The organism is Streptomyces sp. NPDC004788, from assembly GCF_053601115.1.
Genome location: NZ_JBSGBF010000019.1, coordinates 76421 through 94746, shown reverse-complemented (window position 1 = coordinate 94746; position 18326 = coordinate 76421). Strand labels below are relative to the sequence as shown.

The window sequence follows — 18326 nt, the reverse complement described above, 5'->3', positions numbered from 1 at the left end:
CCTGCCCGTCCACGATCTGAAGCTCCAACGCCTCGACCGAGGCCTGCAGTTCCCTCAGCTCGTTGCAGTAGTGGTCGAACGCCTTCTTCGTCGTCCAGCCCGACGAGATCACCGTCTTCACGGCGGAGTTGGTGTTCGTCGTGGACGGGTTGTAGATCGCCATGTGGCCGTCCGAGACGAACAGCGCCCAGATGTCCGGGATGCCGTCGTTGTTGAGGTCCGGGACACCGATCGCGTACTTGACGTTGGTGTCGGCCCAGCCGGTGCCGAAGGACTCGTCGCCGGCGACGGAGTTGGCCGCGAGCGCGATCGAGTTGAGGTCGACGCTGCCCGTACCCGTGCCCGGCTTGCCGCGGCGCAGGTACATGTTGCCGTTGTCCAGGTTCCGCCAGAGCAGGTCGGGCGTGCCGTCCTTGTTCATGTCGGCCAGGTTGACGATGTCGCGGCGGGCCCAGGCGGTGCCCTCCTCCAGGGTGGCCGTCTGGATGCTGCCGCCGCTGTAGCCGGAGAGGATCCAGAAGGCGGTGCCGGCCTTGACGGTGAAGTCCGGCATCTTGTCGCCGGTGATGTCACCGACGGCCTTGAGCGTGTCCCAGGTGGACGGGGCGGGCGCGTTGGCCGGGAGGCGGACCTTCATGCGCTTGTTGACGTCGAAGGAGCCGTAGCCGTCGCCCGGGTAGAGCCAGAAGCCGCCGTCCGGGGTACGGGCGAACAGGTCCGTGGTGCCGTCGCCGGGGTAGGCGTCCGCGTAGTGCGCGATCAGGGCGGACTTGCCGGTGGCCGGGTCGTACCAGTGGCCGGCCGGGTCGAGCGCCGGCTTGCCGTCCGCGCCCATGACGTACGAGGCGGACAGCTTCTGGTACAGCTCGCCGTTGGTCTGGCCCGGGTACGTCTTCAGGTTGCCGTTCTCGTCGACGACCAGCAGGTCGGCGATGCCGTCGCCGCCCACGTCACCAGGGGTGTCGGCGGTGTTCTTCGGCGGCACGTAGAAGGTGTAGTCGGTCCGCGCGCTGGGGTTGCCGAGGTTGTCGTACGCGTACACCTGGAGGGTGTTCGGGCCGGAGTTCGGCGGCCGCAGGTCGGGCACGGTGGCGACGCCGCCGGTGGCGTTCACCGTGACGGGGGCGACGCCGCCCCAGGACCAGGTGAACTTGACCGCCTCGGGGGACTCGAAGGTGGCCGCGCCGGTCGTGCCGAAGGGCTGGGTCGCCCAGACCGTGCCGTCGGCGTTGACCGGCAGCCACACGTCACTGGTGACGACGGGCTGCGACGGGCCGCTCGGGTCGACCGTGATGCGGCAGGGCTCGGTGCCCGCCGGGTAGGTGGTGGACGTCGCGCCCGCCGAGTCCTGGGCCATGGCGTCCCAGGAGAAGGTGGTGTTGGTCGTGATGTCCTTGAGCAGCGGGTCGGTGACCGGGATGGTCAGCGACTTGGTGTCGCCGCCCGCGGCGAAGGTGACGTAGGTGCCGGCCGGGATCGTGCCGCCGGTCTTCCAGAAGCGGAAGCGGACCTTGCTCAGGTTGTTGTCGGGGTCCTTGGCGGTCACCGTCAGGGTGATGTTGGTCTTGCCGACCGTCACGCCCGCGCCGGGGCCGGGCGTGCAGGCGCCGCCGGGCTTCGAGGAGCCGTTGTAGGGCTCCTTCGGGTTGCGGTTGTAGACGGCCTCGACGACCGCGGTCGTCGCCTTGAACTTGCGCCAGGTCTGGACGTCGGACTCGCTGGTGGCCCGCATGCCCAGGGTGAGGGACGCGTAGCCGTGGTCCGTCACGTACTGGGCGGCGGACTTGACGTTGAAGGCCTCGTAGTCGTCCGGGCAGGAGGTCGACCAGCCGTGCGCGAAGGACTTGCGCTGGATCTCGTCCGACCAGCTCGGCTGGGCGTTCCACGTGGTGCTCGACGAGATGGAGCCGGTGCGCCACAGCTGGAACTCACGGGTGGTGCAGGACCAGGACCAGTTGTTGAGGACCTTGAAGGTGGCGGAGGTGATGTCCGCGCCCTTGATGCTGCTGTCCCAGTCCATCCGCCAGAACGAGCGGGCGGTGCCGCCGGTCTCGCTCTCGTGGCCGACGCGGGCGTCGGAGGTGCCGGAGGAGAAGTTGGTGCCGTCCCAGAAGCTGGTGCTCGGGTACGGCTTGTAGGCCACCGTCCAGGCCTGCCAGCCCGGGTTCAGCGGCGGGTCGACGAACAGCGGGTAGGCGACGTCCTTGCGGTCGGCCAGGCCGGTCGCGGCGAAGCCGAGCTTCAGGTGGGCGGTGCCGGTGCCCTCGCCGTCCAGGCCGATCGGCAGCTGAGCGGACTTCGCGCCCGGCTCGACGCCGGTGAGGCCGGAGAGCTTGAGGACATCGGCGGGGGTGCCGGTCGCCGTGCGGTGCTCGGTGCCGCCGGGCAGCTCGGGGTCACGGCCGCTGGAGTCCCACGCGAACGGCGTGGGCAGCGAGCCGATCTCCTTGCCGGCCTTGTCGAGCACCTGGACCCGCTTGGCCTTGTCGTCGGCGCGGAACACGGCGTCGTCGGCACGCAGTCCGTACGAGACGGTGGCCAGGGCCTCGCTGTGCGCGGCCTCGGGCGTCTTGACGATCAGGACCTGCGCCATGCCGCCCTCCTCGCGGGCGACGAGCAGCAGGTCGACGCCCGGCAGCACCTCCGAGTAGAGGGCGCGGGGGCCGTCGAGCACCGGCTCGGGCAGCGGGCCCGGCCAGGTGTACGCGACGGTGTGACCGGCGAGCTCCACCTCGGCGAGCAGCGTCTCGCCCGGAGTCTCGGCACGGGTGAAGGAGCGGTCGGCGCGCGGATGCGGAGCGTTGCCGCTCGCGAAGCGGACCGGGACGGCCGCGTTCACCGGAGCGATGCCAAGGCCCTTGGGAGCCTTGGGCGTTCGCTTCAGGGTGTTGTCGACCGGGGCCCAGTGGCCGGCGGCGTTCTTCGCCCGGACCGGGGCCGCGTTGATCCGGACCTTGAACTGCCCGTCGGGCAGCGCCCAGGTGAGCTTGGTGGCGGTGGTGGCGGTGTCGACGAGGACCTGCTTGTGGGTGCGCAGGGCCTCGGTGACGGCGGCGGCCTCGTCGCGCGGGCCGGTCGAGGCGGGCGTGGCGTCGGTGGCGCCGCCGGCGGTGGTGGGGGTCGTGCCGCCGGGGTGCCACCAGGGCAGCAGGGCGGCGGTCAGTGCGGCCAGCACGAGGCCGAGGGTCAGAGACAGCCGCGTGCGCGTGCGCACGAATGGGCTGAGATATCGGGGCGGCGCGGTCACGGCGGTCTACTCCCGTGGGAACCAAGCGGATTGAGGACAGCACAGACAGCCCCGATCGGCAGGCCGCGGGGCAGAAGGCGCGCACACGATCACACATGCGAAGATCCACGTCTACGCGTGACGAAGTTGTGAATCCGTTATGCAAAAGCGGAACCGATGCAAAGTTGCATCAAGCAAGTCCGTTTAAAGGGTATTTCTGGGGTTGTAATGATTGCGTTCGACCCTTTCGCGGCCAAGGATCTGAAAGGCCGTTAGCGGAGTGATCTGATCCGTTTCGCCACGTGACGCAGATCACCTTGAGCGGGTTTCCGGCCATCGGGCCGATCTTGAACTCTGTGCCGGACATGACAGAGAGTGCGCACGCACGCGCCTGAGCCAGACGTGTGCCTTTTGGTGTTTCCGCACCGTGGGTGTTTCCGCACCTCGTCCGTTGAATGATCCGCCAGGGTGGGAGTCGACGCGTATGCGTGCTTCAGGTCCGCTGTCATGGCTGGGGCGAGGACGCCCAGCCATGACAGAGTCACAACGAAGGCGCCGGCGGCGAAGCCGCACGGCCATAGTCCTTCTGCTGTCCTCGACACTGACCGTGACGAGCCTGGGCGGTGAGGCGCTCGCCGCGCCCGGCCCCGGCATGAACCGCACGGAAGACGTCGCGAAGGTCGACCTGCCGCCCATCCCGCCGAGCAGCGAGGCCGACGGCGACGCCGGAGCCTCGACGACCCTCGACCTGGCCCCGCAGACGCCGATCGACCCGTACAGCCCGACGGCCGTCGCGCCGTGGAACTCCACGGATCAGGCCGGACTCCCGGTCACCATCCAGTCGACCGACACCCCCGGCACCACCAAGCCGGTCGGCACCACCCCGGTCGCCATCGGCGTGCCCGCGGGCGGCGACCCGAACGCCCTCGCCGGCAACTGGACCGTGGGCGTCGCTCCACAGACCACCTCGGTGGACGCGGGCGCCTCCGGCGTGGTCATGAAGGTCACCCCGCCGGCCGGCGTCGACCCGAACGCCGAAGTGGCGATCAGCGTCGACACCACCGGCTTCGCCGACCTCTACGGGCCGCAGGCCGCCGACCGCTTCGGCCTGATGCTGCTGCCCGACTGCGTGTACACCTCGCCGACCACCGGCGACTGCGCGGACGGCGGCGGCACCACCCCGATGTCCCTCGCCGACGGCGACAAGGACGTCAAGAACGGCAAGCAGCACTTCCAGCGGCTGCGCAGCTCGGTGAAGACGGTGGCCGCCAAGGACGCGCCCACCAAGGCCCCCGCGCCGAAGGGCGCCACGGTCCACAAGATCGTCACCGGCACCGTCCCGGTCTCCGCCCTCCTCGACGCGGGCTTCGCCTCGTCGACCGCGGACAAGACGGCGACCAAGGCGTCCTACCAGGACGGCGTCCAGCCCGCGGTGGCCGCGAACGGCGGCGCCGCCCTCGGCATGCTCGACACCGGCAGCTCCGTCTCCGGTGACTTCACGGCCTCGCCGCTGCTGTCCTCCGGCTCCTGGTCGGCGGGCTCCTCGTCCGGCGCCTTCACGTACAACTACGACATCCAGGTCCCGGAGACCGCCGGCGGCCTGATGCCGAAGGTGTCCCTCGGCTACTCCTCGCAGACCGTGGACGGCCGGACCTCCTCGTCGAACAACCAGGCCTCCTGGATCGGTGACGGCTGGGACTACAACGCGGGCTCCATCACCCGTACGTACGCCAACTGCCGCCAGGACTCCAAGAAGGCCGGGTCCAACAACTCCACGCACCGCACCGCGGACCTGTGCTGGGGCTCCAACAACGCCACCCTCTCGCTCGGCGGCATGACCACCGAACTGGTCTGGGACGACACCCAGAACAAGTGGTTCACCGCCAACGGCGACGGCTCCAAGATCGAGCAGGTCAAGGGCGAGCCCACCGGCAACGGCGCCAAGGACGGCGAGTACTGGCGGGTCACCACCAAGGACGGCACGAAGTACTACTTCGGCCTGAACAAGCTGCCCGGCTGGTCCGACCACGGCACCGACCCGGACGACCCGACCACCGACTCGGTGCTCACCGTCCGCGTCTACGGCAACCACAGCGGTGAGCCCTGCTACGCGGGTCCGACGACCACCGACTGGACCAACTCCTACTGCACGCAGGGCTGGCGCTGGGGCCTCGACTACGTCGAGGACGTCCACGGCAACGCCATGTCGCTGTGGTGGAAGAAGGCCCAGAACTACTACGCGCCGAACTTCAACTTCAAGGCCCCGATCGTCTACGACCGGGACGGCTGGCTCGACCACATCTACTACGGCCAGCGCAACAACAACATCTTCACGGCGACCGCCCCGGCCCGCGTCGGCTTCACCGTCGCCGAGCGCTGCTACACCGTCGGCACGGTCACCTGCACCGACACCAACTTCGAGTCCAAGGACCCGGGCAACTACCGGCCCTGGTTCGACACCCCGGTCGACCTGAACTGCGTCGCGAACAAGAAGTGCTGGAACGCGGGCCCGTCCTTCTGGACCCGTAAGCGCCTCGACAAGATCACGACCTCGGCCCAGCGGCGCACGGACACCTCCGCCCGCCAGGTCGTCGACGAGTACCAGCTCAAGCAGAGCTTCGCGCAGCTGCGGACCGGCCCCAACACGGCCCTCTGGCTGGAGTCGGTCCAGCGCACCGGCTACGCCCGCAACGGCTCCACCGACGCCAGCGTCACCATGAACCCGATCCGGTTCGAGCCCAACGTCGAGGACATGCCGAACCGCGTCAAGGCGGTCCACCCCAACCGGCCCGGCTTCTCCCGGCTGCGCATCGCGCACGTCGTCAACGAGTACGGCGGCGAGACCTTCGTCACCTACAAGCAGCCCAAGTCGGACGACCCGACCGGCCAGACCAACGACTGCGCCACCGGCAACCTGCCCGACAAGTCGGACACGGCGGCGCTGAAGGCCAACAACCGGCTCTGCTACCCGGTGTTCTGGAACCCCGACCCCGAGGTCGAGGACATCGACTGGTTCCACAAGTACGTCGTCGACTCCATCGAGGAGTCGCCGAACGTCGACGGCGCCCAGCCGATGCAGACGCAGTACGTGTACAAGAACCCGGCGTGGAAGCTCGCCGAGGCGGAGTTCACCAAGAAGTCCACGCGCACCTACTCGCAGTTCGCGGGCTTCGAGCAGACCACCGTCCTCACCGGCCAGGCGCCCAGCGCCGAGCACCCGGAGCTGAAGCAGTCCAAGGCGGTCACCCGCTTCTTCCGCGGCCTCGGCAGCACGGTGTCCGTCAAGGACATCACCGGCGCCCCCATCGCCAACGACGAGGAGCCGTTCGCCGGCCGGATCGCCGAGGAGCTCACGTACGCGGACTCCTCCAAGGCCGACAGCGACTGGCTCTCCCGCTCGATCACCGTCCCCGAGGCCACCGAGCTCGCCAGGCGCAACCGCGACGACGGCCTGAGCCCGCTGCGGGCGTGGCGGGTCACGGAGCCGACGGAGATCGCGTACAGCAAGTCGTCGGGCACCAACACCGACGACACGCGGACCGTGCGCCAGGTGCGGACCACCACCACCTACGACCCCACCTACGGGTACCCGACCCAGGTCGAGTCGGAGGGCGACACCGGCAAGAGCGGTGACGAGTCCTGCACCAAGTCCACCTACCTGAACCAGACCGCCAAGAACCTCATCGGTCTGTCCAAGGAGGTCCTGGTCTCGCCGACGCTGTGCGCCAACGCCAACTGGTCCGACCTGACGACGCTCAGCGGCGGCAGCCGCACCGCGTACGACGGCACGGCCTACGGCACCGCGCTCGGCTCCGACACCCGGGGCCTGGCCACCGAGTCGTGGATGCTCAACGGCACCGGCACCGGCTTCCAGAGCACCGGCACCAAGGAGTTCGACGCCGTCGGCCGCGTGGTCAAGCAGACCCCGCCCGAGCAGCTGGGCCAGCCCACGCCGAAGTCGGACACGATCAGCTACGACTCCATCGGCCCGGCCACCGGCCAGGTCTTCAAGGTCACCCTGACCAATGTGCTCGGCCACTCCCAGATCCAGGAGCTGGAGCCGGGCCGCTCGACCACGGTGAAGACGACCGACGCCAACAACCTGGTCAGCGAGGCCCTGTACGACCCGCTGGGCCGGCTGGCCGAGGCCTGGTCCCCGGGCCGTACCCCTGGCAGCGGCGTGCCGGACTTCCGCGCGGTCTACACGGTCCCCGCCGAGGAGACCGACCCGACCGACTCCAACATCAAGATCCGCAAGCCTCCTTACGTCACCACCTACTCGCGTGGCTACGAGGACCGGATCGAGCAGTCCGTCACCCTCTACGACGGCCTCGGCCGTGAGCGGCAGACACAGGAGCAGGCCGACAACGACGCCGGCTGGATGATCACCGACACCCTCTACGACGGGACCGGTGAGGTCTACCAGACCAACAACGCCTACCTCACCCAGGACGCCACGCCGGGCCAGCTCTTCACCCCGGTCTCCGACCTCCAGATCCCCAACATCACGCGCTACTCCTACGACGGCCTCGGCCGCGTGACGCAGGAGACGCCGTGGATGAAGTGGGTCGACCCCGCCGACGGCAAGGACTACTCCAAGGCGTTCGAGGACCGGGCCGTCCGCTACGAGTACGGCGAGGACTGGTCGAAGGTCATCCAGCCGGAGGGCGGCTCGTCCTACCGCGTCTGGACCGACGCGACCGGCCGCACCATCCGCACGGACACCTTCAACCCGGCTGCTCCCGAGTACACCTCGCCGACGGGCGTCAAGGAGCACTACACGTCGACGCGCTACCAGTACGACGCGCACGGCCAGGTCAAGCAGGCGACCGCGTCGGCGGACCAGGCGCATCCGTGGACGTGGACGTACAACCACAACGGCCAGGTGGAGACGGCGACCGACCCCGACTCGGGCACGGTCCGCACCACGTACGACGCCCTCGGCCGGATCGAGACAGTCACGAACGACCGTGGCGTCAAGGTCTGGAGCGGCTACGACGAGCTGTCGCGGCCCACGCAGCAGCGCGAGAACGACGCCAACGGCAAGCTGCTCTCCGAATTCACGTACGACACCGCCCCCGGTGGCAAGGGCATGCCCGCCACCGCCACCCGCTACACGGACGGCCTGGCGTACACCCAGACGGTCGCCGGCTACACGAAGAACTACCAGCCGACCGCGACCACGCTGTCCCTCCCGCAGTCCATCGCCACCACCTGGGGTCTGAACAAGGACTACACGTACACCTACACGTACAACGACCAGGGCATGCTGGACGACACCACCGTTCCGGCGGTGGGCAAGTTCGATGCCGAGAAGCTGGTCGTCCGCTACAACAAGGACGGCAAGCCGCTCTCGGTCTCCGGCAAGGACTGGTACGGCTCCGAGACCACCTATGACCCGTACGGCCAGGTGCTCCGCTCCACGCTCGGCGCCCAGCCGTACCGCGTGTGGACGCAGAACACCTTCGACGAGTCGAGCGGTGCGCTCGCGGAGCAGTCGGTCTACCGCGAGAAGGGTGCCACCGACCCCGCCACCGACAAGAGCGTCGTCGGCGGCAACCTCGTCTCCAACCGGGCGTACACCTACGACCCGGCCGGCAACGTCACCTCGATCCAGGAGAAGTCCACCGGGATCGCGGAGCGCCAGTGCTTCGTCTACGACCCGTTGGGCCAGCTGAAGTCCGCCTGGACCTCCAAGGACCAGACGACCTGTGTCAACCCGCGGAACCCGGACGGCACGTTCAACAGGGACGCGACCGGCTCGCTCCGGGTCGCCGCGGGCACGGACAACTCCGGCTACTGGCAGGAGTACGAGTACGACCTGCTCGGCAACCGCACGAAGCTGACGGACAACAACCTCAGTGGTGACACCACCAAGAACGCCGTCACCACGTACGAGTACGGAAAGGGCACCAGCAAGGACCAGCCGCACACGCTGACCAAGGTCACCAAGAAGTACAAGACCCCCGCGGGCGCCGACGTCACGGCCGAGGCCACGCGACTCTACGAGCTCACCGGCGAGACCAAGTCGGTCACGTCGACCGAGAACGGTGACAAGCAGGACCTGACCTGGACCTACGACGGCCAGGTCGACCGGATCACCGGTGCGGGCACCGGCGGCAAGACCCCGTACGTGGGTCCGGCCCAGAAGTGCCTCGACCTCAAGTCCGGCCTCGCCGCCGCCGCGCAGCCGATCCAGCTGTACGCCTGCAACGCGTCGTCGCCGCAGAACTTCAAGTTCACGCCCACCCCGGCCACGGCCACGACTCCGCAGCCCGACCCCAACCGGGGCACGCTGTCCGTCTCCGGCGACTGGTGCCTCCAGCCGACCGCGAACACGGTCGGCTCCGCGGTGCAGATCCAGAAGTGCGACGGTTCATCCGCGCAGGAGCTGCTCCGCAACGCCGCCGGCCAGCTGACCCACCGGGACTCCAACCTGTGCCTCGCGGCGCAGGGCGGGGCCACGGCGAACGGCACCGCGATCGTGCTCGCGACCTGTAACGCCGCCGATGCCGCGCAGCTGTGGTCGCCGCAGAACGACACCCGTCACATCTACGGCCCCGACGGCAGCCGTCTGCTGACCATCAAGGGCAAGCAGGCGACCCTGTACCTGGGCGAGGCCGAGGTCACCGTCCAGCAGGGCGGCGTCCTGGTCAACACCCAGCGCACCTACGCCGTCCCCGGCGGCGCTGTCATGCGCTACGCCTACGGCACCGGCTCCGAGACCCTGGTCGCCCAGACGGGCGATCAGCAGGGCAGTGCGTACACGGAGGTCGCCCTCTACGGCGGCATGTCGGTGCGCGTCCGCAAGCAGGACCCGTTCGGCAACGAGCGCGGCACCCTCGCCGGGAACCTGCAGAACCACAGGGGCTTCCTCGGCAAGGTCCGGGACGACGCCTCCGGCTACCAGCCGCTGGGCGCCCGGCTCTACGACCCGGTCGTCGGACGCTTCCTGTCCGCCGACCCGAAGCTCGACCTCAACGACCCGATGCAGTCCAACGGGTACGCGTACGCGAACAACAACCCGGAGACCTTCTCCGACCCCTCGGGCCTCTCCATCGTCCTCACCGCATCCGAGCGGGCCGCGGCCCTCGCGGGCGCGGGCCTGTCGGCGGCCGAGGTCGCGCAGGCACAGTCGATGCAGGGCAAGTCCCTGACCTCGGTGATCCTCGCCGTGGCCTGGGAGACGCTGAAGGACTTCATCGGCATCAACGACGCCATCGCCTGCTTCGGCGGTGACATGTGGTCCTGCGCCAGCGTCATCATCGACGCGATCCCGTGGGGCAAGCTCGGCAAGATCCCGGCCGTCATGAAGGCCGTCGACCGCACCATCGAGGCCATCAAGGCCTTCAAGGTGGCCAAGCGCGCCGCGGAAATCGTCCTCAAGGCGGCCAAGGCGGCCGAGACAGCGGCGCTACGGGCCAAGAAGCTGGCCATCGAGAAGGCCAAACTGGAGGCCATCCAGAGAGCGAAGAAGAAGGCCGCAGAGCTGGCCAAGAGAATCGCCGACCGCGCCGCCGAACGCGCCAAGAAGACCGGTAACCCGGTCCAGAAGGCGGCCCAGGCCAAGGCCGCACCCAAGTCCTCCGCCCACGCCGGCAGCGGTGGCGGCGGTCACGGTGGCGGCGGGAAGACAGAGGGCAAGGCCGGCAGCACCGAGCGCAGCCATGGCGGTTCGAGCGGCGGCCACGGCTCCGGCAAGGCAGAAGGCGGTGGCGGTTCCTGCACGACCCGGGACAACAGCTTCGTGCCGGGCACGAAGGTGCTGATGGCCGACGGCTCCGCCAAGCCGATCGAGAAGGTCAAGGACGGCGACAAGATCGTCGCCACCGACCCGAAGACCGGAGAGACCCGGACAGAGACGGTCACCGCCGAGATCAAGGGTCAAGGCGTCAAGCACCTGACCACGGTCACGATCGACCTCGACGGCAAGTCCGGCTCGAAGACGGCCCAGGTCAGCGCGACCGACGGCCACCCCTTCTGGGTCCCCGAGCTCCGTCAGTGGATCAAGGCCACCGATCTGAAGGCCGGCGAGTGGCTGCGCACCAGCGCGGGCACCCGGGTCCAGATCACGGCGATCCGGCACTGGACCGCCCAGGCTGCCACCGTCCACAACCTGACGGTTTCCGACCTCCACACCTACTACGTGCTGGTGGGGGGTGCAGCGGTCCTTGTCCACAACTGTGGTGGTGGCGGTGAGATCGATTACGGATCGATCGACTCCGATGGCCGTCGTTCCGGGATCGTCGCCATCGTCACGCCCGAGATGGTCGGCACGGGCACCAAGGCGACGCAGAGGATGGCGAAGGACCTTCCCGGCTTCGTCAGCGGAGCCAACGGGGACGCTCGTGGACATCTCCTGCCGGCGGCGCTCGGTGGCGCCGGTAATGTGCCGTCAAACTTCGTGAGGACGACGGCGGCAATCGACAACGGCGTCATGAATGAGTTCGAAAAGAAGATCGCCGAATATGTTTCCGGTGGTGGTGGGCGAACGATCATGTACGCCAGTACGCCGCTGTACCATCCGGGAGACAACGTCGCCTATGCGGTCCATATCGAGGCATTCGATGATACGGGTTGGTCGATGGTGAAGACCTTCTTCCAGTAGGGCATCATCGGCCGGCGTCCATCCGTGACGGGCGCCACTGATCGGGCAGGGCTTCGTCGGAAGCCCTGCCCGATCGCCGTTAACGGCGCCAGGTGTATGAGCCTGGCGTCGTCTCCTCCACCTCGCTCGGCCAAGCGGTCATCACGTCTTTCAGCAGGTCGCGCTGTTCGTCGATCCAGTCGCTGTCCAGAGCGAGGGGAACGGAGACCCGCACCCCGCTTCCGGATCCGTCCTCCACGAAGACCGTGATGTCCCCTTCTTGGTCATCAGAGATCTCGATCCCGAGTGTCGGCCCATTCCCCTGGTCCAGCCATTCCGCGTCGCGACCCTGTTCCAGGGAGTTGAGGCAATCGGCCCATTCTGCCAGGAAGCGGTGCGGGACGTAGATGTCGAGTTTCCCGGTGGCAAAGCTGGTCTCGATCAGAATCTCGGCGTCCAGCAGGTCGTGAAGAGGGAGAACCCCGGGTGTGTGCCGACCAAGGACATGAACGCGGCATGTGTTGAAGCCGTCCGAAAGTTTGATCAGATCCATGAGGCGTCATGCTGCCAGCACCAGGTGCCGTTGTCAGTCTGATCTGACGCTGGTGATGGCTGGTCCCGAGGGGTGGGGCGTAAGCCCCCGCGCGGGTGCCGGCGGCTGAGCCGTTGGCGGTACGGGCCCTGCCGTAGAGTGACATGCGGATCCGTCACGATCAGGTTCTGGCCCCATACTCGCTCCATGCCGGCAAGGAGGAGACACCTTGGCCAGCCCGGCCCCCCGCCCCATTCCAGTCCGTCGTGGACATCTGCGCGAAGCCGCCGAGAAGATCGAGCAGGCCACCGGTATGCGTGTGGAGATCATCGGAGGAAAGCTCGTGATGTCCCCGAGCCCGAGTGGCAAGCACGCCGGGATCGTCATCGACCTGCGCGACACCATCCGTCCCGGCCTCGCCGCCGTACACGAGGCGTACGAGAACGTGTCCGTCCCCATGCCGGGAGATCCGGACGACTACTCGATCCCGGACCTGACCATCGGGCCACGCGCGTTCAAGGACGAGGACGGCTGGCTGCTGGAGGCGGACGCGGTCGAGCTGGCGGTGGAGGTGATCTCGCCGAACGAGCGGCTGAAGGGGATCAACGAGAAGACCGCCTGGTACGCGGCGGCACGTGTCGCACGGCTCCTGCAGATCGATCCGCGCACGGGCACGTGGTCTCTGTTCACTCGCCCCGGAGAAGGCGAGTACAAGGCGGTCGTCCACGGGAAGTACGGCGAGGACGTTCCGCTCCCCGAGGAACTCGGAGGCGAACTCACCACGACGGGCTTCCCGCTCTACGGAGCGCAGCCGGGCCGTTGACGGGACAGGTGGAGCTACCTCCCCCGCGCCGCCGCCTCCAGCCGCAGCCCCTCCTCCATCACCGCCCGCGCGATCGGCGCCGCGCTGCCGCCGCCGCTGATGTCCGTGCGGTTCGCCTCCGCGTCCTCGACCACGACCGCGACCGCCACCGCCGGCTGCGCCGAGTCCGCCGCCTGGGCCCAGGCGATGAACCAGGCGTACGGGGTGCCCGCGTTGCCCAGGCCGTGCTGGGCCGTGCCCGTCTTGCCGCCGACCAGGGCGCCCGGGATGGCCGCGTTGGTGCCGGTGCCGTCCTCGACCGCGCGGACCATCAGCTCGCGCAGCCGGGTCGCGGTGGCCGGGGACATCGCCTGGCGGTAGGTGCGGCGGCCGGTGGTCGCCACCGTCGTGCCGCCGGAGGTCGTGGTGCGCTCGACCAGGTGGGGCTGGGCGATCTCGCCGTTGTTGGCGACGGCGGAGGCGACCAGGGCCATCTGGAGCGGGGTGGCCGCCGTGTCGAACTGGCCGATGGACGACAGCGCCAGCTGGTCGTCGCCCATGTCCGTGTCGAAGTTGGACTTCGCCACCCAGGACGGGATGCGCAGGCCGGTGTCGTCGAAGCCGAAGCCGCGCACCGCCTCCACCATCCCGGCGAGCCCGACCTTCACCCCGAGCCCCGCCATCACCGTGTTGCAGGACCACTGGATCGCGTACGCGAGGGACGCGTTCTCGCAGCCGGTGGCCTCGTTGGGCAGCACCTGGCGGGTGCCCGGCAGCACGAACGGGTCGGGCGTCCCGGTCGGCGCGTCGACGTCGGTGACCACGCCCGCGTCCAGGGCCGCCGCCGCGGTCACGATCTTGAAGGTGGAGCCCGGCGGATAGGTCTGCCGGATCGCCCGGGCCAGCATCGGCTGGTTCGGCGAGGCGTTGAGCCGCCGCCACGCGGCGGTGACCGCGCTGCCCGTACCGGAGAGCACGCCCGGGTCGTACGAGGGCGAGGAGACCAGGGCCAGGATCCGGCCGCTCGCCGGCTCGACCGCCACCACCGCGCCCCGCCTGCCGTCCAGGCCGCGGAAGGCGGCCTGCTGCATGCCGGCCCGGATCGTGGTGACGACGTCCCCGCCGGGCTGTCGGTCCCGGCTCAGGTCGTTCCACAGCGGGAACGGCGCGAGCAGCGGATCGGTGCCCGAGAGCAGGCCGTCCTCGGCGCTCTCCAGGAGTGTGGTGCCGTACGTCTGGGAGGCGTAGCCGGTCACCGGCGCGTACAACGGCCCCTGGGTGTAGGTGCGTTCGTAGCGCAGCTGCTGGCCGCTGTCCCGGGAGCCGGTGACCGGGCGGCCGTCCACGACGATCTCGCCGCGCGGCTGGCCCCAGCGGGTGATGGCGATCCGCCGGTTCGCCGGGTTGTCGTCGTACGAGTCGGCCTCGACGACCATCACCCGGGCCGCGTTCACGAGCAGCGCCACGAGCAGCGCGAGACAGAGCGCGGCGGCCCGTCGGATGTACCGGATCACCTGGTCTCCTTCACTGCGCGTCCTCCGTGATCGGGGCGATGACCCCGGTGTCGGCCATGTCGGGGCGCGGGGCGCGCGCCGAGTCGGAGACCCGGACGAGCAGCGCGATGATGACCCAGTTGGTGACGACCGAGGAGCCGCCCTGGGCGAGGAACGGCATCGCCATGCCGGTGAGCGGGATCAGGCCCATCACCCCGCCGGCGATGACGAAGACCTGGAGCGCGAGGATCGAGGCGAGCCCGATCGCGAGCAGCCGGCCGAAGGGGTCGCGCAGCGCCAGCCCGGCGCGGTAGCCGCGGGCGACGAGCAGCGCGTACAGCAGGAAGACGGCGGTCAGGCCCACCAGGCCCAGCTCCTCGCCGACGGTGGCGAGGATGAAGTCGGACTTGGCGGCGAAGCCGATGAGCACCGAGTGGCCGAGGCCCAGGCCCGCGCCGAGCATCCCGCCGGCGGCGAAGGCGAAGAGCGACTGCGCGAGCTGCCCGGGCCCCTCGCCCGCCCGGATCGAGGCGAACGGGTCCAGCCAGTCCTGCACCCGGCTGTGCACGTGCGGTTCGAGCGAGCCCACCAGGAACGCCCCGGCGGCGGCGAGCAGCAGCCCGACCGCGATCCAGCCGGTGCGCCCGGTCGCCACGTACAGCATGATCACGAAGAGACCGAAGAACAGCAGCGAGGTGCCGAGGTCCCGCTCCAGGACGAGCACGCAGACGCTCAGACCCCAGATCGCCACGATCGGGCCGAGCACCCGGCCGGTGGGGAACTGGAGCTTCCACACCGTGCGGCCGGTGTAGGCGAGCGCGTGCCGGCTGGCGGCGAGATAGGCGGCGAAGAAGACCGCGAGCAGGATCTTCGCGAACTCGCCGGGCTGGAAGGAGAGTCCGCCGATCCGGATCCAGATCTTGGCCCCGTTCACCGCCGGGAAGAAGATCGGCAGGATCATCAGGGCGAGCGCGCCGGCGACGGAGAGGTAGGCGTACCGCTGGAGCAGCCGGTGGTCCCGGACCAGCACGACCACCGCGATGAACAGGCCCACGCCGAGCGTCGACCACACGAGCTGGGTCGGCGCGGCGATGTCGCCGGGCGTCTCCAGGTCGAGCCGGTAGATCAGGGCCAGGCCGAGTCCGTTGAGCAGCACGGCGATCGGCAGCAGGAGCGGATCGGCGTACGGGGCGCGCCAGCGCACCGCGAGGTGCGCGACGAGCGCGAGGGCGCCGAGCCCGGCGCCGTACCGCGCGGCGTCCGGCGGCACGGCGCCGTTGCGGGCCAGACCGACCTCGGCGTAGCCCAGCACGGCGAGCAGCACCGCGCCGACCAGCAGGGACAGCTCCACACCGCGCCGCTTGGGGATCCGCACCCCGGGCGGGGGTGCGTCCCCGGCGGCTCGGGCGTCCCTGGAGTCGGTCGGCGGCGGTGCGGTCATGGTCCGCAACGTAGCAAGCAGTAAGCCTTATGTCCCTTTTGTGTGACGGTGAGCCGTCGGGCGTCGGGGTCAGCCGTCGGGCGTCGAGGTGAGCCGTCGGGCGTCGGGGTCAGCCGTCGGCGTCGTCGTCGGCGGCGTCAGCCCTCGGGGTCGCCGTGCTCGCCCGGGTCGGCGAGCGGAAGCGTCAGGCGCGCCACCGCCCCGCCGCCCTCCGTCCGGCGCGCGTTGCCGAAGTCCAGCCGGGCGCCGATCACCTCCGCCTGGCCCGCCGCGATGGTCAGCCCGAGACCGTGGCCGCCCTTGCCTCCGCTCTCGGTGCGGAACCGCTGCGGACCCGACACCAGGAGGTACGCCGGATAACCGGCCCCGTGGTCCCGGACCGTGACCACCGGCCCGTCCACGGTCAGCACCACCGGAGGCGCCCCGTGCCGGTGCGCGTTGGCCACCAGATTGCCGAGCACCCGCTCCAGGCGCCGCCGGTCCGTCTCCACCCGCGCGTCCCGCACCACCCGCACCTCGGTGTCGGTGCCCGAACCGCGCACCACCCGCTCGGCGAGCGGCCCGAGGTCGTGCACCGCCAGGTCCACCCGCTCGGTGCCGGCGTCGAGCCGCGAGATCTCCAGGAGGTCCTCGGTGAGCGAGCGCATCGCCCGCACCCGGTCCCGCACCAACTCCGACGGGCGCCCCTCGGGCAGCAGTTCGGCCGCGGCGGACAGCCCGGTCAGCGGAGTGCGCAGCTCGTGCGCCACGTCGGCGGTGAACCGCTGCTCGGTCTGCAGCTTGCGCTGGAGCGAGGACGCCATGGTGTCGAGCGCCCCCGCCACCGTCGCCACCTCGTCCTGCGGGCGCGAAGGGTCCTTCGTACGGGGGTCGTTGACGCGCGCGTCGAGGTCGCCCGCGCTGATCCGGCGGGCCACCTGCGCGGTGGCGTGCAGCCGCCGGGTGATCCGGGTGACCGCGAACGCGCCGACCAGCAGCGTCGCCCCGATCGCGAGCACCGACGAGCCCAGGATCGAACGGTCGAGCCCGTCGATGGTGGCGGCGCTCTGCGTGTAGTCGATGCGCACGGCGAGGGCGCGGCCGTCCGCCGGGCCCGCCGCCCACATCGTCGGCCGGCCCTCGAACTCGGCCACCATCGTGCCCCGGTCGCCCCGCACCGCCAGGTCCCGCAGCCGGTCCGGCATACCCGGCGGGTTCACCCCGGCGAAGCGCGGCAGCGGCTCGCCCGCCTCGTACAGCCTGCTGACCTCGCCGAGCCGGGCCAGCGCCTTGTCCCGCGAGTCCTTCACCGTCTGGCCGGCCACCGACACATGGACCAGGACGCCGAGCAGCGCGGCCAGCGCGCAGCACATCACCGTGATGAAGAGCGCCGCCTTCCAGGTGAGCGTCGCGGTCCAGGCGGGCAGCCGGGGCGCTCTCACGGGCTCACCTCGGGCGCGGGCGGCACCGGCGCGGGGGTGTGGGACGGGCTCGGGCTGACGAATTCCGGCGCCGGCACCAGCGAGACGCCCGGGCCCGGCGGCTTGGTCCGGACGATCTCGTCCCGGGCCGGCAGCATCGCCCGCTGCTGCTCGTCCCAGGACCAGGCGGTCCGGTACTCGTAACCCGGGATCCCGGCCGAACTCGCCCGCACGATCAGGTCACGGCCCGCCACGTCGACGCTGATCACCTGGTCGACGGTGGACATGATCCGGGTCAGGCCGTCGTTCTCGGCCAGATAGACGCGGACCCCGAGCTGCTGCTCCGGCATCCGGATCCCGACGATCAGCTCGTCGCGGCCGTTGCCGGTGAGGTCGCGGTAGTACGGCGTCAGGACCGGACAGTGCGCCCGGTCCGTGGTGCAGGCGAGCACCGCCTTCACGGTCTCCTCGTACAGCCCGTCCTGCCCCGAGCGGTCGTTCCGGTGCGCGCGCACCTCGGCCTGCACGACCGCGACCGGGTCGACCCGGCGGATGTCGTTGTCGGGGACCCGGACGCCGGGCACGCGCTCGGTGTCGGACTCGCCGTAGTCGAACGGCGGATTCGTCGCCGGCGGCAGACTCGGCCACAGCCGCACCGGCCCGATCGCGGCGGGGGAGGGGCCGGCGCTCTTGAGCCCGCCCTGGCGCCCGCAGCCGGTGAGCCCGGCGGAGGCGACGGCGAGCACGCCGAGGAGGACGGCGGGCAGCAGCAGGGCGCGGCGCTGTCTCACTCCCTGCTCCCTCCGGCTCGGGTGTCGGTCTTCCCCTAGACCTTATTCGTAGGG

8 protein-coding genes are annotated in these 18326 nt (G+C 70.0%); 2 read left to right on the top strand and 6 right to left on the bottom strand.

Features of this window, described 5'->3' with window-relative positions; genetic code table 11:
* Window positions 1-3247: DNRLRE domain-containing protein (locus ACWEJX_RS11745; protein ID WP_451607314.1), on the bottom strand; the 3247-nt coding region annotated here is incomplete at its 3' end.
* A 586-nt stretch (window positions 3248-3833) separates the two neighbouring features.
* Here ACWEJX_RS11745 and ACWEJX_RS11740 point away from each other — a divergent pair.
* On the top strand, window positions 3834-11834 hold the full coding sequence (locus tag ACWEJX_RS11740; protein WP_451607313.1) for a ricin-type beta-trefoil lectin domain protein: 8001 nt from the start codon (window positions 3834-3836) through the stop codon (window positions 11832-11834).
* A gap of 79 nt (window positions 11835-11913) precedes the next feature.
* Here the strand turns inward: ACWEJX_RS11740 and ACWEJX_RS11735 are convergent, their stop codons facing one another.
* On the bottom strand, window positions 11914-12366 hold the full coding sequence (locus ACWEJX_RS11735; protein WP_451607312.1) for a DUF5959 family protein: 453 nt from the start codon (window positions 12364-12366) through the stop codon (window positions 11914-11916).
* 208 nt (window positions 12367-12574) lie between these two features.
* Here ACWEJX_RS11735 and ACWEJX_RS11730 point away from each other — a divergent pair, with 208 nt between their 5' ends.
* Complete coding sequence (locus ACWEJX_RS11730) at window positions 12575-13168, top strand: Uma2 family endonuclease (protein ID WP_451607311.1); 594 nt, start codon at window positions 12575-12577, stop codon at window positions 13166-13168.
* Window positions 13169-13182: 14 nt separating this feature from the next.
* Here the strand turns inward: ACWEJX_RS11730 and ACWEJX_RS11725 are convergent, their stop codons facing one another.
* From ACWEJX_RS11725 to ACWEJX_RS11710, 4 genes are all read right to left on the bottom strand, one after another.
* Window positions 13183-14661, bottom strand: a complete 1479-nt coding sequence (locus ACWEJX_RS11725; RefSeq protein ID WP_451607310.1) for a penicillin-binding transpeptidase domain-containing protein — start codon at window positions 14659-14661, stop codon at window positions 13183-13185.
* Between the two features lie 10 nt (window positions 14662-14671).
* Entirely contained in the window at window positions 14672-16081 is a 1410-nt protein-coding gene (locus ACWEJX_RS11720; RefSeq protein ID WP_451607309.1) for an FtsW/RodA/SpoVE family cell cycle protein, read from the bottom strand.
* Window positions 16082-16218: 137 nt separating this feature from the next.
* On the bottom strand, window positions 16219-17502 hold the full coding sequence (locus ACWEJX_RS11715) for an ATP-binding protein (protein WP_451607308.1): 1284 nt from the start codon (window positions 17500-17502) through the stop codon (window positions 16219-16221).
* Window positions 17499-18272, bottom strand: a complete 774-nt coding sequence (locus ACWEJX_RS11710; RefSeq protein WP_451607307.1) for a hypothetical protein — start codon at window positions 18270-18272, stop codon at window positions 17499-17501. Before ACWEJX_RS11710 ends, ACWEJX_RS11715 begins: the two co-directional genes overlap by 4 nt.
* Between the last annotated feature and the right edge of the window lie 54 nt (window positions 18273-18326).

Excerpts from the sequence above, each read along its gene's own strand:
- ACWEJX_RS11735 (WP_451607312.1), bottom strand. The coding sequence starts at position 12,366 with ATGGATCTGATCAAACTTTCGGACGGCTTCAACACATGCCGCGTTCAT.
- ACWEJX_RS11720 (WP_451607309.1), bottom strand. The coding sequence starts at position 16,081 with ATGACCGCACCGCCGCCGACCGACTCCAGGGACGCCCGAGCCGCCGGG.